We start from the raw sequence: 18,719 nt of genomic DNA on the forward strand, positions 1-18,719 counted from the left end.
ATTATTGGCGATCTAATTGCTCGTGCTATTGCCTTGGGATTTAATAAAGTCAATAAACTGCCGTGCGGTTCTGCCAGAGCGCCCATTATGGCGGGTTGCCCATTGTAAGGCTTGGTATTCTAATTCTGCACCCGTGAGAGAAACTTGATTGAGGGCAGCTAAGTGTTTCACCATATGCAGGTAGGTTCTTTGATCGGCAGGTTCAAAGGTGAGGGTTAAGCCGAAGCGATCGCTAAACGATAGCTTTTCTTGTACTGTATCCCAATAGTGAATCTCTTCGGCATCTTGAGGACGGGGGCGATCTCCAAAAAATTCCCGAATTAAGTGACGACGGTTGGAGGTGGCATAAACAATGACGTTATCGGGTCTGGCGGTTAAATTGCCTTCTAAGACAACTTTTAGAGACTTAAAGGCATCATCATCTTCTTCAAAGGAGAGATCGTCAACAAAGATAATAAACTTTTGCGGCAGATTCCGCAGCCGTTCGACAATGTCGGGTAAGTCTTTCAGGTCGGACTTGGCTACTTCAATTAAGCGTAAGCTATCATACTGATGCAGTAATCCTTTAATTAAAGACGATTTGCCACTGCCGCGACTGCCATATAAGAGGACATGAAGCGCCGGAGAACCAGCAAGTAAGGCTTTGGTGTTTTGTAAGAGGGCTTGTTTTTGTTCTTCGTATCCCACTAATTCCTTGAGTTGAATGCGATCGGGATAAGAGATACCTTTTAATTCTCCCGACTGCCAGCGCAAGGCTCGATATTCACCGAAGATTCCAGTTCCATGGTTTTGATAATAACGGATGAATTCCGGCAGGGCATCCGGCCAGTTTTGAGTTTTTCCCAGCAGAGGGTGAGCAGAAGAGTCCATGATCCAGGAAACTGGAGGTTCTGGCAGATCGGCTACCCATTGCACCCACAACCCGATCTGTTCCAGCACTGGAGGTTCTCCTTGACAGAGAGTTTGTAGTGTCTGTAAATCCTGTCTTGCTGCAGCGATCAGAGGACTGGGAATTTTAGCTAAGGCGAGGTGTTGCACTTGGCTCGTAAAGGGGTTATGGTCTCGGACAATTTGCGCCAGCAGATAATCTGACCAACTTTTTTGCACATGCGCTAGGGTTCTAAACCAATGACCGTATGCCTTGAGACACTCCAGGGCATTGGGTTCGGGTTGATTGAGTTGGTCTAAGAGGCTCAGAAAGGCTTGCCCGACTTCATTATGAAGTACATTTTGATAGAGAAGTAGGGAAACCGCTTGATGTTGGAGTGAGGCAATTTTTTGTTGCGCTGAAGGGTTTAGGGTGGTCATATCAGCATTTGGCGATCGGATGCAAATTTACATTGTATCCGGATCGTTGGGGCGATCGGCTCAGATATTTTCTGTGGCTATATAATAGCCTGCTTTCACTGATACCATTTCTCTATTAAGCGTAGCTTAATAAGGCATCAACCAAGTAGTCCCATCCAGTAATCGAGGTGATCTTTACCTTATCGAAGTCCTCAAGGACTTGTGAAAGACTTTTCTGTAGGCTTTTCAGGTCTTTACAGTTCTGCCGTCTCAGCTTGACTTTTAAGGCTGATTTGCTTTTTCTTTCTTTTCCTGATACTTTTTTGACTTCTAATAGTTCCCTTGTTCCACCCTTTCTATACTTTTTTTAAACCGACGAGAATTGTTGCTTCATTTCTGTATAGCCTTTTATTCAGTTCTTTTCGTGTCGATAATTTACCTGTTTTTAGCCAATATAGCATTTGTCACCCTTCCTTTTCACTGGCTTTTTTTGACTTGCTTAAGCGCTTTTGAAGTTCCCCACAGTTTCTGAGATACTCACTTTTAACCAACTCTTTCTCTGCCATAAATATAGCAGAGAAAGAGTTGGTTAGGACAGTTAGATTATCCCCCTTCTGTCACTTTCGGAAATCGCGATCGCTGTATCCCCTATGGAGAGAGAGATGTACTGATCTGACTGGATTTTTGAGCTTCTGTTAGGAAAAATTGTCGCGATCGCCGATACTGCAAGAGTTCTAGAATTCACTCAAGACAAATGTTTTCCCAGTTTGACAGAAGAGGGATAAGCTAATGTTATGCTTATGTGATGGCGACCTTTCATTTCAGTTGACGTTTTGAGCAAAATGCTATCAAAAAAGGTTGCTATAGCGATCTGGGAGCTGCTTTGTCACCCCTTGAGCTAGTCAAGTGTCTGTGAATGGGAAATCTCCAGCTATACGCTCCGCGTTAGCTGGATGAGCGTCAATTTCGTCCATACTTTTGACGAATGCGACCCACTTGCTCTTGAAATTGAGCGCCCTTCTCTGGATTCACCATGGCCACAAAATTGGCAAATCCTTGAATTGAAGCCAACACATTCCTAGAATGTCCCCAATGTTTACCTTCTAACCCCTGAGTTTCAATTTGGTGTAGGGTAGCGCGAAATTTCTTGAGGGTTTTGCGGTCTATATTTAACCCTTCGTTGACCACAATTCCCGTAACATCCAGTTGGCAAGATTTACGGCGCAAAATCCGCGTTTTCTCAGGATGGAGGGTAAAACTTTCGTAATTAATAAGTGATTCTGTACGGCGCAAAATTCTACAGATATTTCTGAGGACATCACCAGAAGCCGAAAAGGTCAGATCGTCGGCATAGCGGGTATAGGTAAAGCCCAGTTCATCCGCCATCTGGGTTAAGCGTTTATCTAAACGACGACAAATGAGATTAGAAATAGCAGGACTCGCTGGAGATCCTTGGGGAAGATGCCGTTGATTGAGGGCAATATAATAAGTTTGGCCATCTAAGCTCACTTCTTCCACATCTGGGGCGGTACAGATTAGAGCCAAAATAGTTGCCACAGCTTCCGAATAGCCCAAGGAGCGAAATAAACCTTTCACCCGGCGATAGGAAATAGAGGGGAAAAAGTCTTTAAGGTCTAAATTAATCACCACTTCTGCTCCCACATGGTGGCTGGCATTCGTAATGATGGAGCGATCGCGGCAAAAGCCATGGGCCGCCTCATGAACCGGAATCTTCTCTAAAATCTGACTCAAAATCCAGTATTGCGCCCGTTTTAATCGAGGCATGGGCACAGAAATCAATCGTTCACCCCCCGTCTTTTTAGGCATTTTGAAGCGGATATAATGGGATACAGTCGCCGTTTTCCGGTCAAAGGCAAAAAACCTTAGCTCGCCCAATGTAATCCCCATTTCTTGGGCAATATCGGCGGCTGTTGCTAGTTGAGGTAGTCCATGGCGATCGAGTTCTGAGGGGTTGCTCTGCTGCTCTCCTAAACCCCCAGAAACCTCTTCCCCTAAATAAACAATCTCCTGTTGTTGACGCTCTTGCCAAGCTTGTGCCCTTGCTTGTCTTTCCTCTTCCCGTCTTTGTTTCGTTTCTTCCCGTTTCCGGCGAGATTCTGCTAACCGTTGTTTTCGCAACTGCCGACGGATGGCTTGTTCATCTTGCAGTTGACGGTTTTTTTGTCGTAGCTCAGTCAGTTGCCGATACAGTTCTGAACGACGGCGAATTTCATCGGCTGGATCTTGGGGGAGTTCTCCCTGTTCGGGCCAAAATCCATAGCGAATCATTTCTTCAAGGATGAAGGCTTCACGACCCATTTTGCGAATGCGATCGTAGAGTTCTTGGCGGGTACGGGGTTGATCGGACATGGTGATGAGCTAGAAGTGTTGAAAGTTCGCTTAATCTCGAAAAAAAGAGGATAAAATGTTGTAATCTATTCTCAAAGATATAAAAAAATCAATTCAATGCTAGCCTCATTTTCATCCCCAGTCAAACCCATCATCAAGGCATTATCTACTCAATGACTATGCAGTTTTCAAGTCTCGACTGTTCTTTTAAATCGGGTTAAACGTCCTACTTGATAGGACTTTGAAAAGTAGCAGAGACTGATATCCAATTCCCTGAATCAATGATAAACTACCCTAACTAAATATTTTTTCACATTCATGCTTGATCGACCCTCTTGGATTTACATTGCTGCCCCATTATTTACAGAAGCAGAGCAAGACTTTAACGCTAAATTAGCCCAACGATTAAAATCAGCAGGACATGCTGTCTTCTTACCTCAAGAAGAAGCCAAAGACTTGACTCAAACTGAAGAGATATTTAAGCGCTGTTTATATGGACTGAATCATTCCCATCTAGTCTTAGTTATTTTAGATGGTGCAGACGCAGATTCTGGGACTTGCTTTGAAGTTGGATTCGCCTACGCTAAGAAATTACCCATTGTAGGTTTACGGACAGATTTTAGGGGAACTGGAGATGACTGGGGACTTAATTTAATGCTACTTCAAAGTTGCAATCATTTACTCCTCGCTCAACGGAATCTACCCAGTAAAATACCTCCTAACATTACTGTAATCTTTCCAGGAGAAGATTATGTCCCTATTTTGCTCAAAATTATCGAATAATTCAGCTTAACAAGTCCGAGCTTAAATATCATAAGATTGTGCATCTAAATTCTCCAGTTGAAGTTCGATTGAATCTTCTTCAAGTAAAAGGGAAGGATTCTGGACTAAAAACGGGAGTCCAGCACCTTTCAACCCCCGTTTAATTCGTTCAGGTGTTTCTAGAAATAGGAGAAAAATAGGCAAAATCTTGTCCGCACCTTCACTAATAATATGAGAAGAATTCAGAGGCATAACCCACTGATAATCCCCATCTAACCAAACTTGAGTTTGTCGCCATCGTCCCAAGAGATCGGAAAAATCTTCACCTGGCCGATGAATAAAGACAAAAATTTCCACCCCAGTCTTAATTTTCCACTCTGGATCGCACATTAAGAAACCCAGATCGCAGGGGAGCCGTGTTAATCCAATTGGAGGCTGATGAATCCCTTGAGAGATGATTTCTCTCGGTTTTAAATCCACAATAGGAAAGGGGATAGAAATTAAGCTCTCTTCTGGTCGTCGGAGACTCGGCAGAAATTCTACATAGGGGCGATACTGGCGCAACAAGGCGATCGCCGACTTGAGATTACTGTATTCTGCTAATAGGGCTTCATAATGGGATTTTTTAATTGGCATCGTCTTATAATTATATTGAGTATAATAAATAACAGGAAATTAACCCATCATGCAGATCGCCTTCCCCGTTATCATTCCAGACATTACAAGGTTTCAAACACCTTAAACATGGGTAGGTACATTGCCAACAAAATTGAACCTACCATACCCCCGATCACTACAATCATAACGGGTTCGAGCATACTGGTTAACCCTTTGACCGCTTGTTCGACTTCATCTTCATAGAAGTCAGCGACTTTCATCAGCATTTGGTCAATTTGTCCCGTTTCTTCCCCAATACTAATCATTTGAATAGCTAGGGCAGGAAATACCTTATAGCGGTCAAGAGCTGTACTAATCATCCCTCCCCCTTGAATTTCTTGGCGGGAAGCTTCCACTGCATCGGCAATAGTTTGATTTCCAGAAGTATCCCGAACAATTTCCAAAGAAGTGAGAATAGGAACGCCTGCACGGGATAGAGTTCCAAATGTGCGACAAAAGCGAGCCGTTGCCGTTTTTTTAATCAAATCCCCAAATAAAGGCACTTTCAGGAATTGCTTATCCATGATTTTTTTGCCTTGAGGGGTTTTGTACCAGTTATCGTACAACACCTTAGCAACAATTAAGATGACTAATAGGGTCACTGACTTTGCCGGAGAAGTTAGAAATGCACTAATGTGGAGCATCATCTGTGTAAATGCCGGTAATTCCACCCCAATATCGGCAAAGATATTGGCAAATGTAGGAATCAAAAATACCGTTAAGGCAACAAAAATAATCACAGCAAGAGTCCCTACCGTTGTTGGATAAGACATGGCTGATTTAATTTGGTTTTGCAACCGAGCCGAATCTTCCAATAACTTTGCTAGACGGTTGAGTACATCATCGAGTACCCCCCCAACTTCCCCGGCTGAAACCATGGCTACATAGAGGTCATCATAGCAATCCGGGTGTTTACCCATAGACTCAGATAAACTTGACCCCTCTTGCACTTCCGCTGAAATTTGTTTCAATGCCCTTTTGAGTTTAGGGTTTTCACATTGTTCGGTTAAAACGCCTAGACAGCGTACCATTCCCACGCCAGCATTAACCATCGCGGAAAACTGCCTGGAAAAGATAGCTTTATCTTTTACGGTGACACTAGCCGTCGCTGCAGCAAAGTTTTCGTTTAACTCATCCATGTCAAGGTTAGCAAAGTCAATGCCAAACAGTGGGGCTTTTTTGACTTCGCCTACCTCTAAACCTCGACTGAGCAATTCAGCACGCGCTGCACCAAGAGAGGCTGCTTTAACAGTTTCTCGCTTGGCATTTCCCATCGAGTCTCGAACATCAGCAACAAATTCAGGCATGGTTCATTATTCTTGAAATCATTGGGGTGGGCACATTGAGATTCAAAGCAAGATTAGAGTTTTTGTTTGGCCGGTTGAACCAAACGCATTAACTCATCGACTTTATTACATTTACCGATCGCATCTTCGTAGGAGACTTTCCCATCATTAACCAGTTTTGCCAAAGCCATCTCCATGGTTTGCATCCCCATTTTCCCACCCGTTTGAATCGCTGAGTAAATTTGAGTCGTTTTTCCTTCCCGAATCAAGTTGGCAATAGCCGGCGTATTCACCATAATCTCCTGAGCTGCACAGCGTCCACCACCAACTTTCTGCACCAAGTTTTGGGAACAAACCCCCACCATCGACCCCGACATTTGGGCCCGAATTTGGGGCTGTTGAATCGGAGGGAACACATCCAATAGCCGGTCAATCGTACCTGCCGCATTGTTAGTGTGCATAGTTCCAAAGACCAAGTGCCCCGTTTCTGCTGCCGATACAGCTAGACCAATGGTTTCCAAGTCCCGCATTTCTCCCACCAGAATGATATCTGGATCTTCCCGCAAAGCGGCTTTAAGGGCGTTAGAGAAACTCTTCGTATCTTCTCCCCGTTGCCGTTGGTGAAACAAACTTTTAATGTTAGGAAAGACGTACTCAATCGGATCTTCTACCGTCAGAATATGTTCAGCACGGGTGCGATTAATCAAATCCAAAATCGCTGCCATAGTTGTTGTTTTACCCGATCCAGTTTGTCCGGTCACCAAAACCATACCCCGAGGTCGTTCTGACATTTCCCGCATGATTTCCGGAACGCCCAACTTCTCAAAATTAGGAATTTTGGACGCTAATGCCCGCAAGCAAGCCGCATAACAGCCCCGTTCGCGATACACATTCACCCGGAACCGAGATAGTCCTTTGACCCCATAAGCACAGTCTAACTCCCAGGTTTGTTCTAGATCTTTACGCTGGTTATTGTTGAGCATCGAAAAGATCAACCGCTGACAATCTGGGCCATCAAGCTGTTCTCCAAACTGAGGCTGGGGGGTTAATTTACCACTAATGCGAAAATAGATCGGCGCACCCGCTTGAATGTGCATATCCGAGCCTCCTTGTTCAACCAAGGATTCCATCACATCTTCAATCATATAACTCATCAGTTTTTTTCCTCAATTGTTGGTAAAATTTAACATTAAGCCAGAATTCTCTGGCTAGAAAAGAGTAAGATTAATCACTAAAACGCGGGGTCATACAATAGGGGCAGTCGATCCATTCTTGTTGAAGTCCAGCTCCACAGACTCGACAGGTTAACCCCGCTTTTCGTTTGGCCTTGAGTTCTGCCTCTAAACCACTATCGGTAAAGGTTACCCGCTCTACTTCTTCCAGAGTAGTCGATCCTTCACGCACCAGGTTTAAGCTGTAGGCTAACAGGGTGACCATACCTTCTTCAACGGCTGCTTCTTTAATGCGTTCCGTGGGTGCGCCTTGGTTAATCAACAGTTGTAGATTTTCGGTTACCCGCAGGAGTTCATAGACCCCACAGCGTCCTTTATAGCCCACACCGTTACATTTAGGACAAAGTTCTCCTTGTTCTCTTAAGGCAGCTCGTTCATCGGGAGCGATAGTGTTGGCCTTATAGAGGGTTAAATTTCCTTCTTTAGCTGCTGATAAACCAAAGCGAGAGAGTTCTTCTGGAGTTGGGGTATAGGGAATACGGCATTCACTACAGACCCGTCGCATCAGCCGTTGGGCAACGACCCCTAGAAGTGCCCCAGAGACCATGAACGGTTCTACTCCCATTTCATCTAAGCGGGCGATCGCACCAGCCGCATCATTAGTATGCAATGTCGTCAATACCAAGTGTCCTGTGAGTGCCGCTTCAATTGCTGTCTTCGCCGTTTCCTTATCCCGCGTTTCCCCCACCAGAATCACATCCGGATCTTGCCGCAAGAACGCCCTCAGAATAGCGGAAAAGTCCATATTTTTTTCCCGAATTACCTGCACCTGGTTAATTCCTGGCAGGGCATATTCAATTGGGTCTTCAGCGGTTGAGATATTAATTCCAGGATCGTTACGTTCAGCTAAAATCGAATACAAGGTGGTGGATTTACCTGACCCAGTGGGCCCCGTGACCAAAATCAATCCAAAGGGCCGAGAAGCCATATCTCGCACCATTTCTAGGGTTTCTGGACTGGTAATCAACTTATCCAAACCCAACTGCGTCGAGGAGTTATCCAAGATCCGCAGTACAATTTTTTCACCATAACGAGCTGGCAGGGTATTCACCCGGAAGTCTACTTTACGACCTTGGAAAATCCGCCGAATCCGACCATCTTGGGGTTTACGTCGTTCAGCAATATCAAGATCGGCAATAATTTTGAATCGGGATGTAATGGCTGGGACAATCTTCTTCGGAAAGGGAGGAAAGGGCTGTTGCAAGACCCCATCCTTACGAAAGCGAACCCGGAGGTTTTCCTCCTGGGGTTCTACATGAATATCGGAGACTCCATCCGATAGCGCTTTCGCCAGAATCTGGTTAACCGCCTTAATCACTGGGGCACTTTCGGCATCTCCGAGTGCTTTATTCAAGTCAGCATCCGAGACTTCATCATTCTCACCCTCTTCAAGATCGACATCCCCAAATTGGCTAATATCAATTTCTAACTGTTTAGAATCTACTTTTTTGGGATCGGGTGCTTTTTTAACTTGTTCGTCTAGATACTTGGAGATAATTGCTTGAAAATCTTCTGGGGTAATCACCATGCGATTCATGGTGAGTCCCTGGGGACGCAAGACTCGATTCAGGTCATCCTGAGCGGCTAAGTTATCTGGATCGACCAATGCCACTAATACAGCAGGTGGATTGGCATTATTTTTAGATAGGGGAACCAATTGGTAACGGCGACACAGATCCAACGGAATCAAGGTATCAATGAGTTCATTGACCTGATTCGTATCAATTTCATTAATTTCCGGATCGAGGGAATCAACACCGTATAGAATTTTAAGTTCAAAAAGCTGTTGCTTTTTGTACTGGCGAATTAGATCGGGGGAAAGTTGCTTACCGGTGAGTTGTTCTATTAAATCGGTCAGCGATCGCTTATTTTTCCGGCTTTCCACCAGAGCCTTTTCCATATCATCTTTCTCAATAAAGCCAGACTGTACCAGTTTATTGCCAAAGGGAGAGAGATTATTCGCAACAGCCATTAAGGCTTTAGATTGCTGTCGGCGTGACGAGATGGGGGATTTGGTCATGGGGGGTGGAGATCTCCTCTAAATATGAATTAATTTAAGATAGCCTCATCAAGAAACTACGGATTTCTGAGGAATAGCATAGAGAGTGCTTGCAGCTAATCCTTCCATGCTACTATTATGCATGTTACCCAATGGTGAAAGGAAACGACCAGCTTGAGATCTGCTTCTGGAACAAAACTTAAGCCAAATATTTCTTCCATCGTCCCGTCAAACCGTCAAAAGACAGGATAAGCTAAAAAACTAAGCTCCGTGATGGATGAAGATTCAGCATCTTTCCCGGAGTAATGATTGCATGATGTAGCGAGTCAGATTAGGTTAACCCCAATGATCGATGAGTCCAAGCCAGTAGAAACTTCTCAGAATCCCAACCCCGAAGACCTCTTGAATCAGGCAGAAAATCCAGCTAGTGTTTCTGCACAAGAGCCAGAAACCTCTAGTCCGGAAGTGGACAATGGAACAGAACCGGCCCAAGTTCAGGAAGATAGTGCTTCTGAAGGAATAGATCCATCTTCAGAACCCCCTTCAGAGACACCTGATCCAGCAGCCCATCAAGCGGATGTTGCACAAGCGGCCTTGCTAGCCGAAGTCTTAGCCAGTAAGGAATTGGAATTAGACAGTATAAAACAGAGTTACGAGGAAGTTAAAGCTCAATACCAACGTTTAGGAGCTGACTTTGATAACTTCCGCAAACGGACACAAAAAGAAAAGGGGGAATTAGAAGATCAGACCAAGTGTAAGACCCTACAAGAATTGCTACCAGTGGTTGATAACTTTGAGCGGGCGCGATCGCAAATTAAACCCCAAAATGAGGGGGAAATGACAATTCACAAAAGTTATCAAAGTGTCTACAAACAATTAGTAGACTGTCTCAAACGCATTGGTGTTTCTCCTATGCGAGCAGAAGGGAAAGAATTTGACCCCAATCTCCATGAAGCGGTGATGAGAGAGGCAACCTCAGAATATGCTGAAGGCACGGTGACTGAAGAATTGATGCGAGGCTATCTTCTCAATGACCGAGTATTACGCCACGCCATGGTTAAGGTCGCCGCTGCACCAGAAGACGAACCGGCACTCCCAGTCGAGGACGCAACCGAACAAACGAACGAACCGGAAGCCGAAGAGAGTGAGAGCTAAAACCGTGATCTAAAATTAACGGTAATCGGTAAAGAAAGGGGAAATCACATCAATGTCAAGTCCATATCCAACTTGATCGGTGATCCCTTTATAAATCACCAATTATGCCGTTATTAACTTCAACATCTGGCAGCTTAACATGGGAAAAGTTATTGGGATTGATTTAGGCACAACCAATAGTTGTGTATCGGTATTAGAGGGAGGTCAACCTGTTGTGATCTCCAATGCAGAAGGTGGCAGAACTACCCCCAGTATGGTCGGCTTTGGCAAAGCTGGCGATCGCCTGATCGGTCAACTGGCCAAACGCCAAGCTGTCACCAACGCCGAAAACAGTATCTATAGCATCAAACGGTTTATCGGTAGGCGCTGGGACGACACGGAAATGGAACGCTCCCGCGTCCCCTACAAATGTATCCAAGGTCGCGATAGCACGGTCGATGTGCAAGTGCGAGGGCGTAACTATACCCCCCAAGAAATTTCCGCCATGATCCTACAAAAACTCAAACAGGACGCGGAAAACTACCTGGGAGAACCCGTTACCGAAGCAGTCATTACCGTTCCTGCCTACTTTACCGATGCTCAACGGCAAGCCACCAAAGACGCGGGGAACATCGCTGGTTTAGAAGTCCAACGCATTATCAATGAACCCACTGCTGCTGCCCTATCCTACGGTCTTGACAAACAAGACCAAGAACAACTCATTCTCGTCTTTGATCTCGGTGGCGGAACCTTCGATGTCTCCATTCTCCAACTCGGTGATGGCATCTTTGAAGTCGTCGCCACCTCTGGAAATAACCATTTAGGCGGCGACGACTTCGATAACTGCATCGTCACCTGGATGATCGAAGAATTCAAAGACCAAGAAGGGATCGATCTATCGGTAGATAAAATGGCCCTCCAACGGTTGCGAGAAGCCGCTGAAAAAGCCAAAATCGAACTCTCAAATATGACGGCAACCTCCATCAACTTGCCCTTCATCACGGCTGATGAAACTGGCCCCAAACATCTAGAAATGGAGCTAACCCGCTCTAAATTTGAAGAGTTAGCCCAAGACATGATTCGGGGAACCTTAGAACCGGTAGAACAAGCCCTTAAAGATGGCAATAAAACCAAAGAAGATATCGATCGCATCATCTTAGTCGGCGGTTCCACTCGCATCCCCTCCGTTCAAGAAGCCCTTTCCCAATACTTTGGTGGCAAAAAACCAGACCGCTCCGTTAACCCCGATGAATCCGTAGCTCTGGGTGCTGCCATCCAAGGAGGAGTCATGGGAGGAGAAATTAAAGACCTCCTGCTCCTGGATGTCACCCCCCTATCTCTGGGCATTGAAACCCTGGGTGAAGTATTCACCAAAATTATTGAACGCAATACCACCATTCCCACCAGTAAAACCCAAATTTTCTCGACCGCCACCGATGGCCAAACCTCAGTAGAAATCCATGTGCTACAAGGGGAACGAGCCATGGTCGCTGATAATAAAAGCCTGGGGAAATTCCAACTGACCGGTATTCCTCCCGCACCGCGAGGTGTACCTCAAATTGAAGTCTCCTTTGAAATTGATGCCAACGGTATCCTCAAAGTATCAGCAAGAGACAAAGGAACCGGACGAGAACAAAGTATCGAAATTACCAATACGGGTGGTTTAAGTCAGACCGAAATAGAAAAAATGCGCATGGAAGCGGAAGTCTATTCCGAATCTGACCGGGTGCGCCGCCAATTAGCTGAACTAAAAAACCAAGCTGAGGGTTTATTCCAGAGTTACTATTCCACCTTAGAACAAAATAGAGACGTAATTCCCGAAGATCTGCAAGTGGAAGCTCAAGGACGGATTGAGCAACTGCGGGTGAGTTTAGAGGCTCCAGATAGCTCAGTGGAAGCAGTTAAAGAGCAAATGAATGCCCTACAACAAATTCTATTTACCATTGGTTCATCCGTATATGCAGGTTCAGGTGCTGTCGAGGACTTCACCCAAGGGGAAACGGTGATTGATTCGGCAGTAGAAACCCTGCAAAGTTCGGTAGAATCGGAGCAAGAAGAAGAGGATTTTAGCTTTGATGAGGAAGATGAAACCGTTTCTGCGGATTATGAAGAAATTGAGTAAAGCCTCAAATTTTTCCACCTCCTCCTTAAAATTCAGAGAAAACTAAGCGGTCTCTACCCCAAGAGACCGCTATAATAGTGTGCAGTTCTATATGCCCACTTGTTGAGAGATCCCCGAAAGACAGAGCGCCCTATGGCCGACTACTATGAAATTCTCGGTGTTTCCCGCGAAGCAGACAAAGAAGAGATCAAGCGAGCCTACCGTAGGTTGGCGCGAAAATATCACCCGGATGTTAACAAAGAAGCCGGAGCTGAAGACAAGTTCAAAGAAATTAACCGAGCGTATGAAGTTCTCTCTGAACCAGAGATCAAAGCTCGATATGACCGCTTTGGTGAACAAGGTGTAAGTGGTGGAGCCGGAGGCCCTGGTTTTGGGGACTTTGGCGATATGGGTTTTGCAGATATCTTTGAGAGCTTCTTCAATGGCTTTTCTGGTGGTGGAGTAGGAACCCAAGGGGCAAGACGACGAGGCCCAGTCCGAGGTGATGATTTACGATTGGATTTGAAGTTGGACTTCAAAGAAGCCATTTTTGGTGGTGAGAAAGAGATTCGGATTAATCATTTAGAAACCTGTAAAACCTGTAACGGTTCGGGAGCGAAACCGGGGACTAAACCGGTGACTTGCCAAACCTGCGGCGGTTCAGGTCAAATCCGCCGAGCGACTCGCACGCCTTTCGGTAGCTTTACTCAGGTATCGGTTTGTCCGGCTTGTAATGGTCAAGGACAGGTGATTCAGGATAAGTGTAATGACTGTGGTGGTAGCGGGAATAAGCAGGTTACGAAGAAGTTGAAGATTAATGTTCCTGCTGGGGTGGATAATGGGACTCGACTGCGGGTGTCTAATGAGGGAGATTCGGGACAGCAGGGTGGACCTCCTGGTGATTTGTATGTTTATTTGTTTGTAAATGAGGATGCGGATTTCCGGCGGGATGGTATTAATGTGCTTTCGGAAATGAAGGTGAGTTATTTACAGGCGATCCTGGGTGCTCGCGTCCAGGTGACAACGGTTGATGGTACGGAAGAATTGACTATTCCGGCAGGAACACAACCGAATACGGTGTTGACGCTGGAAAATCGAGGAGTTCCTCGGCTGGGAAATCCCGTAAGCCGTGGAGATCATTTAATTACGGTGGTGGTGGACATTCCTAATCCTAAACAGTTGAGTGCAGATGAGAAGGAGCATTTGAAGGAGTTGGAACGCCTAAGAGGCGATCGCCAAGATAAGGGAGGTGGGTTGTTCGGAGGGATTTTTAATAAATGAGTCCCCAGACTGATTTAGGTACTCCTGATGTTCAACTGGATTTACGGGGGACACCTTGTCCCCTCAACTTTGTCCGCACGAAGCTACAACTGGAAAAAATGGCTCCCGGTTCCCTATTGGAAGTGTGGTTAGATGCAGGGGAACCCATTGAGCAGGTTCCGGATAGCCTGAAAATGGCAGGTTATCCGATTGAAGGACTACAAGAGTCAACCCAGGATGAAGAGGAGCCGTTTTTCCGGCTGCAAGTTCGGCGATCAGATCCGGAAAATCTGCCTCCACAATGAATCAGGTTTGGGTGGGTACGGTGTTGGCAGTTCAAGCCAATTTTTATCAAGTTCAGCTTGATGAGCAAGAAGGAACTCCTTTGTTGTGTACTCGCCGATCGCGCCTGAAGAAGATTGGTCAACGGGTGATGGTGGGCGATCGCGTGCGGGTGGAAGATCCAGATTGGTCGGGTTTGCGGGGGGCGATCGCCCAAGTCTATCCCCGAACTACCGAGTTATCCCGGCCTCCTGTAGCCAATGCGGATCAACTGTTACTGGTTTTTTCTGTCGATCAACCCAGTCTCGACCCCTATCAACTCAGCCGGTTTCTCGTCAAAGGCGAATCAACATCATTGAGTTTATGTCTCTGTTTAAACAAGAGTGACCTGGTTTCAACTGAGTGGAAAGAAGAATGGTGTCACCGCTTAGGACAATGGGGTTATGTGCCTCTGTTCATTAGTGTGGTGAGTGGACAGGGGTTAGCAGAACTCGAGCAACAGCTAGCGCAACGAGTCACGATTGTTGCAGGGCCTTCTGGGGTGGGAAAATCAAGTTTAATTAATACTTTGATTCCCAATGCCCATTTGCGGGTAGGGAAAGTGTCTGGAAAGCTCCAAAAGGGACGACACACCACTCGTCATGTGGAGTTATTTAAGTTACCTAGTGGCGGACTTTTGGCGGATACCCCCGGATTTAATCAGCCGGATGTAGACTATCCTCCAGAAGCATTAGGAGATTATTTTCCAGAAGTGCGGGCGCTCATGAAGGTCGATCATTGCCAATTTAGTGACTGTTTGCATCGGGAAGAACCGGATTGTGCAATTCGAGGAGACTGGGAGCGCTACGAACATTATCTCATGTTTTTGCAAGAGGCGATCGCCCGTCAAGAACAGCGCGATCGCCAAGCCGATCCTGAATCTACCCTGAAGCGTAAAGGTCACAATACTTACGAGCCTAAACTGAATACCAAAAAATATCGCCGTCCCTCCCGCCGTACCCAACAACAACAGTTGGAAGAATGGTACAAAGATGCTGAAATTTGACACTCCCCGGTCTGAAGACGCGGGGATTCTTCATTCATCGAGATGCCGTAAGAGGGCAGGATTTCTCCAACTCACCAAGAGGGCTTCTCTCCTGAAGCGTAAATTCCTCTGTGCCCCAGAGTATTTTTAATCCACGTTGCAGAATTACTTTCGCCGCGTTAATGTCACGATCCTCCACATATTGGCAGTGTGGACAAATGTGAGTACGAGTTGATAGGGTCTTTTTGACAATTTCGCCACAATTGGAACATTCCTGAGAGGTATAGTGGGGAGGAACTGCAATCGTTACTCTTCCGTATTTACCCCCAAAATATTCTAACCACCGCCGAAACTGCGACCATCCTGCATCACTTATCGACTTGGCTAGTTTATGGTTTCTAACCAGGCCGGCGATATTCAAATCTTCATAGGCAACCACATCGTTAGAGTGGATAACGGAACCGGCAATTCTTTTTGCATGTTCTTCTCGCCGCCTACTTACTTTCAAATGCTGCCGAGCATACCTTTTTCTAGCCTTGTGATAATTTTTGGATTGAGGTTTCTTGTTTTTACGGTATTTTTTGGACTTCTGGCGATTGGCCCTTTTGAGCATTTTTTCTGCTTCTCTATAAAACCTAGGATTCGGCTCAGTATGTCCATTTGAATCAGCCAGAAAATATTTAAGCCCTACGTCCAACCCAACCATTTGATTAGTCGGTTCTAATTCAATCTTGAGATCTACCTTAATACAGAATTGACAATAGTATCCGTCTGCTCTCCGAATTAATCTAATGCGTTTGATTTGAGCGGTAGAATAATGCCCCAAGTCCGAAGTTCCTACGAGTTTTAACTCTCCAATATCATTTTTGTCGGTAAACTTGATTCGCTTGGGAGAAAGGAGCTTCCATCCACAATTTTTATACTCGACTGAGCGAGAATATTTCTTAAATTTAGGATATCCTTTCTTGCCGGTTTTTTTCTTCTTGTAGTTTTCGTAAAAACGTTCTATCGCAAACCAGGCACGTTCAGCAGAAGCCTGTCTAGCCATACTGTTCAAATTTTTAGCAAAACTAAATTCTTTAGCCAACACAGCGCAATATTTGTTTAGATCATTTCTTGAATTGCCTAATCTGTCCATCCAATAACATAGGCATTTGTTACGGATGAATTGGGCCGTTCTGATCGCTTCATCGATGGCTGTGTATTGGCTTGGTTTTGCCTTAATTTTGAATTCGTAAACTATTATTTCTTCTGAGCGCACCAATACATTAATCTTATCACGCTCTCGTGTAAGAATCAAGTTTTACAGGCTGCTTTTAACCTGCTCTCATCCTTCATCCCCGGAATGAATTCACGGGGTTTTCGGAATATCTCTTATAAGGGAATAGGGAATGGGGAATGGGGAATATCAAATCGTTAAATGGTTGCTACAAATGCGTAGTGTAGAGACAAGGCATGCCTTGTCTCTACAATGGTTGTGATGTGTAGCGTTATTTTTTAGATTTGATATTACCACCTTAACTTGTGACCCATGCCCATTACCCATTACCATAATAGACCTAGTTCTTAGGTTCATCATAGTCGTGTTCTCTAGGAATTGGTTGCTTCCTGCCAGCGTCCCCTCAACTCTCGCATTGCCCCGATCTCATCTTCTTTTGCTGTGGCTAAAAACTGGTATAACCACTCCTTCGGCACTTCGGCAAACGTTGGACTTTGCTCCACTTCCACATATACCCCAGACTTCAGAGTATAAATCCGCCACACCTGCCCATCAAAACGCCAAAACTCTGGCACACCCAAACGAGCATAAAATTCATTCTTAGCAATATCCGTGTGGGTAATATCTACCTCAACCACCAAATCTGGGGGCGGATCTTGGGCAAAATTCACATTGCGTCCTTTCACCAACGGCTGATTTTGAAAATAATAGGCACTATCCGGTTCTGCTCCTTTTCTTAACAGGGGATAATTCATGGTTGTCGATCCCATGGTCTTAATGGAAAGACCCAACAACTCAACCAAAACCACAATAAATCGCTCAATTAAACACCGGGCAAATTCATGGTCTTCTAAGGGCATAGTGATCTCTAGAACTCCATCATCATAGATTAGACGAGAACCTCTGGATTGAGGCAGTTGATCGAGGATGTGTACATAGTTCTCCCACGTGATACCACGAAAAACAACCCGTTGTTCGCCCTTGGGTTGTACGGTTGCTTGAGGTTCTGGTGCTGCAATAACCATATCGCTGACTTTATTGAATACCACAGGTTTTGAGTTTATGACTGAGTAGGGAATAACCGATCGCCGATCCCAGATAAGGTAAATGACCTGGAGGCGCATTATCCGTATAGTTTAACTCAGTCGGCTTTGTCCATTGACTCTCTTTACGCCAGCCAATGCGATCGCAAAACTGACCATAATCTCCTCCCACCTGTTCATAGAGCCGAGATTGCACACTTAAGCCAAATTTGCCTTTACTATAGGCCATCCAAAGTTCATTTATAGTGTCTAATTCTGTACAAGGTAACTCATCTAAATTCAGGGCATCTAACCAACCATCACTTTCTCGTCGAGTTGCCCGTAAAATCAGACCGAGGGTTTCTTGATTGCTTTCTTTCCACTTACGATCCGCGAGTAAATCCTGAAGTCGAGTATAATCTATACCACTTTCTGAACGCAAGGGAACATTCGGGTTAGTTGGATAAACTGGAGCAGCAGAAGATAAGACAGCAGCTTGGGGTTCTGGTGTTGACTCTTCAACCGCTTCCACAACAGCAGGTTCAGGAACAACACTATTTTCCACAGGCACGACTTCCAAGAACTCGGCTGATATTCCCGGAGTCATCAACCCCTCGATCGCCTCAAACACTCCCGTTACCAATCCTTCGAGCCAGTGATAACACTCAGCCGGAAGTGCAATCACAAACAGCGATTCATCGCCAAGCAACTTTTGTACCTGCTCCAAGAGACGATCGCGCTTACCCACCTTCAACAGTACCAAAACCGTACACCATAACAGGGAACTGAGCGCTAGAAGAGAGAGTAAGGGAAATGCCAGGGGAAACCCTAAAATCAATCCTCGGTCATTTTTGAGAGAGTAAGAGTACTGTTGCCGATCGGCGATCGCCCAATTCCACAATTTTGCACTCAGGTGAGAACTCAGATCGATCAGCGTTAATAAGAGCCGTCCTAGCAAAAGATAACTTGTAAGGGGAAAGGACAGGATCATCAAACGGAGTTGCGGGTTAGCCATGGGTCATTCCTTCAATTCTTTCAATTCTTTGCGTACTTCCTTTCCACTGCTTCTAGAGGTGAGCGGTTAATTGTTGTAGCTGACCCTTGG

15 protein-coding genes are annotated in these 18,719 nt (G+C 45.4%); 6 read left to right on the top strand and 9 right to left on the bottom strand.

Features of this window, described 5'->3' with window-relative positions; all coding sequences use genetic code 11:
- Positions 1-12: 12 nt before the first annotated feature.
- Both PN466_RS15775 and PN466_RS15780 read right to left on the bottom strand, forming a co-directional pair.
- A complete protein-coding gene (locus PN466_RS15775; protein ID WP_271940771.1) occupies positions 13-1,308 on the bottom strand; it encodes an ATP-binding protein in 1,296 nt (431 codons plus the stop codon).
- Between the two features lie 939 nt (positions 1,309-2,247).
- A complete protein-coding gene (locus tag PN466_RS15780; RefSeq protein WP_271940774.1) occupies positions 2,248-3,657 on the bottom strand; it encodes a reverse transcriptase family protein in 1,410 nt (469 codons plus the stop codon).
- Positions 3,658-3,954: 297 nt separating this feature from the next.
- Here PN466_RS15780 and PN466_RS15785 point away from each other — a divergent pair, with 297 nt between their 5' ends.
- Positions 3,955-4,419, top strand: a complete 465-nt coding sequence (locus PN466_RS15785; RefSeq protein ID WP_271940777.1) for a nucleoside 2-deoxyribosyltransferase — start codon at positions 3,955-3,957, stop codon at positions 4,417-4,419.
- Positions 4,420-4,440: 21 nt separating this feature from the next.
- Here the strand turns inward: PN466_RS15785 and PN466_RS15790 are convergent, their stop codons facing one another.
- From PN466_RS15790 to PN466_RS15805, 4 genes are all read right to left on the bottom strand, one after another.
- Positions 4,441-5,034, bottom strand: a complete 594-nt coding sequence (locus PN466_RS15790) for a hypothetical protein (RefSeq protein ID WP_271940781.1) — start codon at positions 5,032-5,034, stop codon at positions 4,441-4,443.
- Positions 5,035-5,117: 83 nt separating this feature from the next.
- A complete protein-coding gene (locus PN466_RS15795; RefSeq protein ID WP_271940784.1) occupies positions 5,118-6,362 on the bottom strand; it encodes a type II secretion system F family protein in 1,245 nt (414 codons plus the stop codon).
- A gap of 53 nt (positions 6,363-6,415) precedes the next feature.
- Positions 6,416-7,495: a type IV pilus twitching motility protein PilT gene (locus PN466_RS15800; protein WP_271940787.1), complete on the bottom strand. Its 1,080-nt coding sequence runs from the start codon at positions 7,493-7,495 to the stop codon at positions 6,416-6,418.
- A gap of 70 nt (positions 7,496-7,565) precedes the next feature.
- Positions 7,566-9,593: a GspE/PulE family protein gene (locus PN466_RS15805; RefSeq protein WP_271940789.1), complete on the bottom strand. Its 2,028-nt coding sequence runs from the start codon at positions 9,591-9,593 to the stop codon at positions 7,566-7,568.
- 324 nt (positions 9,594-9,917) lie between these two features.
- On the opposite strand from PN466_RS15805, the gene grpE reads away from it, so the two are divergent.
- The 5 genes from grpE to rsgA all read left to right on the top strand — a co-directional run bounded on the left by grpE (position 9,918) and on the right by rsgA (position 15,394).
- Complete coding sequence (grpE, locus tag PN466_RS15810; protein WP_271940792.1) at positions 9,918-10,727, top strand: nucleotide exchange factor GrpE; 810 nt, start codon at positions 9,918-9,920, stop codon at positions 10,725-10,727.
- 139 nt (positions 10,728-10,866) lie between these two features.
- Positions 10,867-12,828, top strand: a complete 1,962-nt coding sequence (gene dnaK / locus PN466_RS15815) for a molecular chaperone DnaK (protein ID WP_271940795.1) — start codon at positions 10,867-10,869, stop codon at positions 12,826-12,828.
- 132 nt (positions 12,829-12,960) lie between these two features.
- On the top strand, positions 12,961-14,088 hold the full coding sequence (gene dnaJ, locus PN466_RS15820; protein ID WP_271940798.1) for a molecular chaperone DnaJ: 1,128 nt from the start codon (positions 12,961-12,963) through the stop codon (positions 14,086-14,088).
- Positions 14,085-14,372 (top strand): sulfurtransferase TusA family protein, encoded by a 288-nt coding sequence (locus PN466_RS15825; protein ID WP_271940800.1) that lies wholly within the window; start codon positions 14,085-14,087, stop codon positions 14,370-14,372. Before dnaJ ends, PN466_RS15825 begins: the two co-directional genes overlap by 4 nt.
- Positions 14,369-15,394: a small ribosomal subunit biogenesis GTPase RsgA gene (gene rsgA, locus PN466_RS15830; protein WP_271940802.1), complete on the top strand. Its 1,026-nt coding sequence runs from the start codon at positions 14,369-14,371 to the stop codon at positions 15,392-15,394. The genes PN466_RS15825 and rsgA overlap by 4 nt, the downstream gene beginning before the upstream one ends.
- Positions 15,395-15,428: 34 nt before the next feature.
- On the opposite strand, the gene PN466_RS15835 is transcribed toward rsgA, so the two are convergent.
- The 3 genes from PN466_RS15835 to PN466_RS15845 form a co-directional block, all read right to left on the bottom strand.
- Complete coding sequence (locus tag PN466_RS15835) at positions 15,429-16,619, bottom strand: RNA-guided endonuclease InsQ/TnpB family protein (protein WP_390890018.1); 1,191 nt, start codon at positions 16,617-16,619, stop codon at positions 15,429-15,431.
- Positions 16,620-16,963: 344 nt separating this feature from the next.
- On the bottom strand, positions 16,964-17,617 hold the full coding sequence (locus PN466_RS15840) for a Uma2 family endonuclease (RefSeq protein ID WP_271940805.1): 654 nt from the start codon (positions 17,615-17,617) through the stop codon (positions 16,964-16,966).
- A gap of 10 nt (positions 17,618-17,627) precedes the next feature.
- A complete protein-coding gene (locus tag PN466_RS15845) occupies positions 17,628-18,629 on the bottom strand; it encodes a GUN4 domain-containing protein (RefSeq protein ID WP_271940808.1) in 1,002 nt (333 codons plus the stop codon).
- Positions 18,630-18,719 lie beyond the last annotated feature (90 nt).

Origin of the sequence: Roseofilum reptotaenium CS-1145, assembly GCF_028330985.1 — a bacterium.
Classification (GTDB): Bacteria; Cyanobacteriota; Cyanobacteriia; order Cyanobacteriales; family Desertifilaceae; genus Roseofilum; species Roseofilum reptotaenium.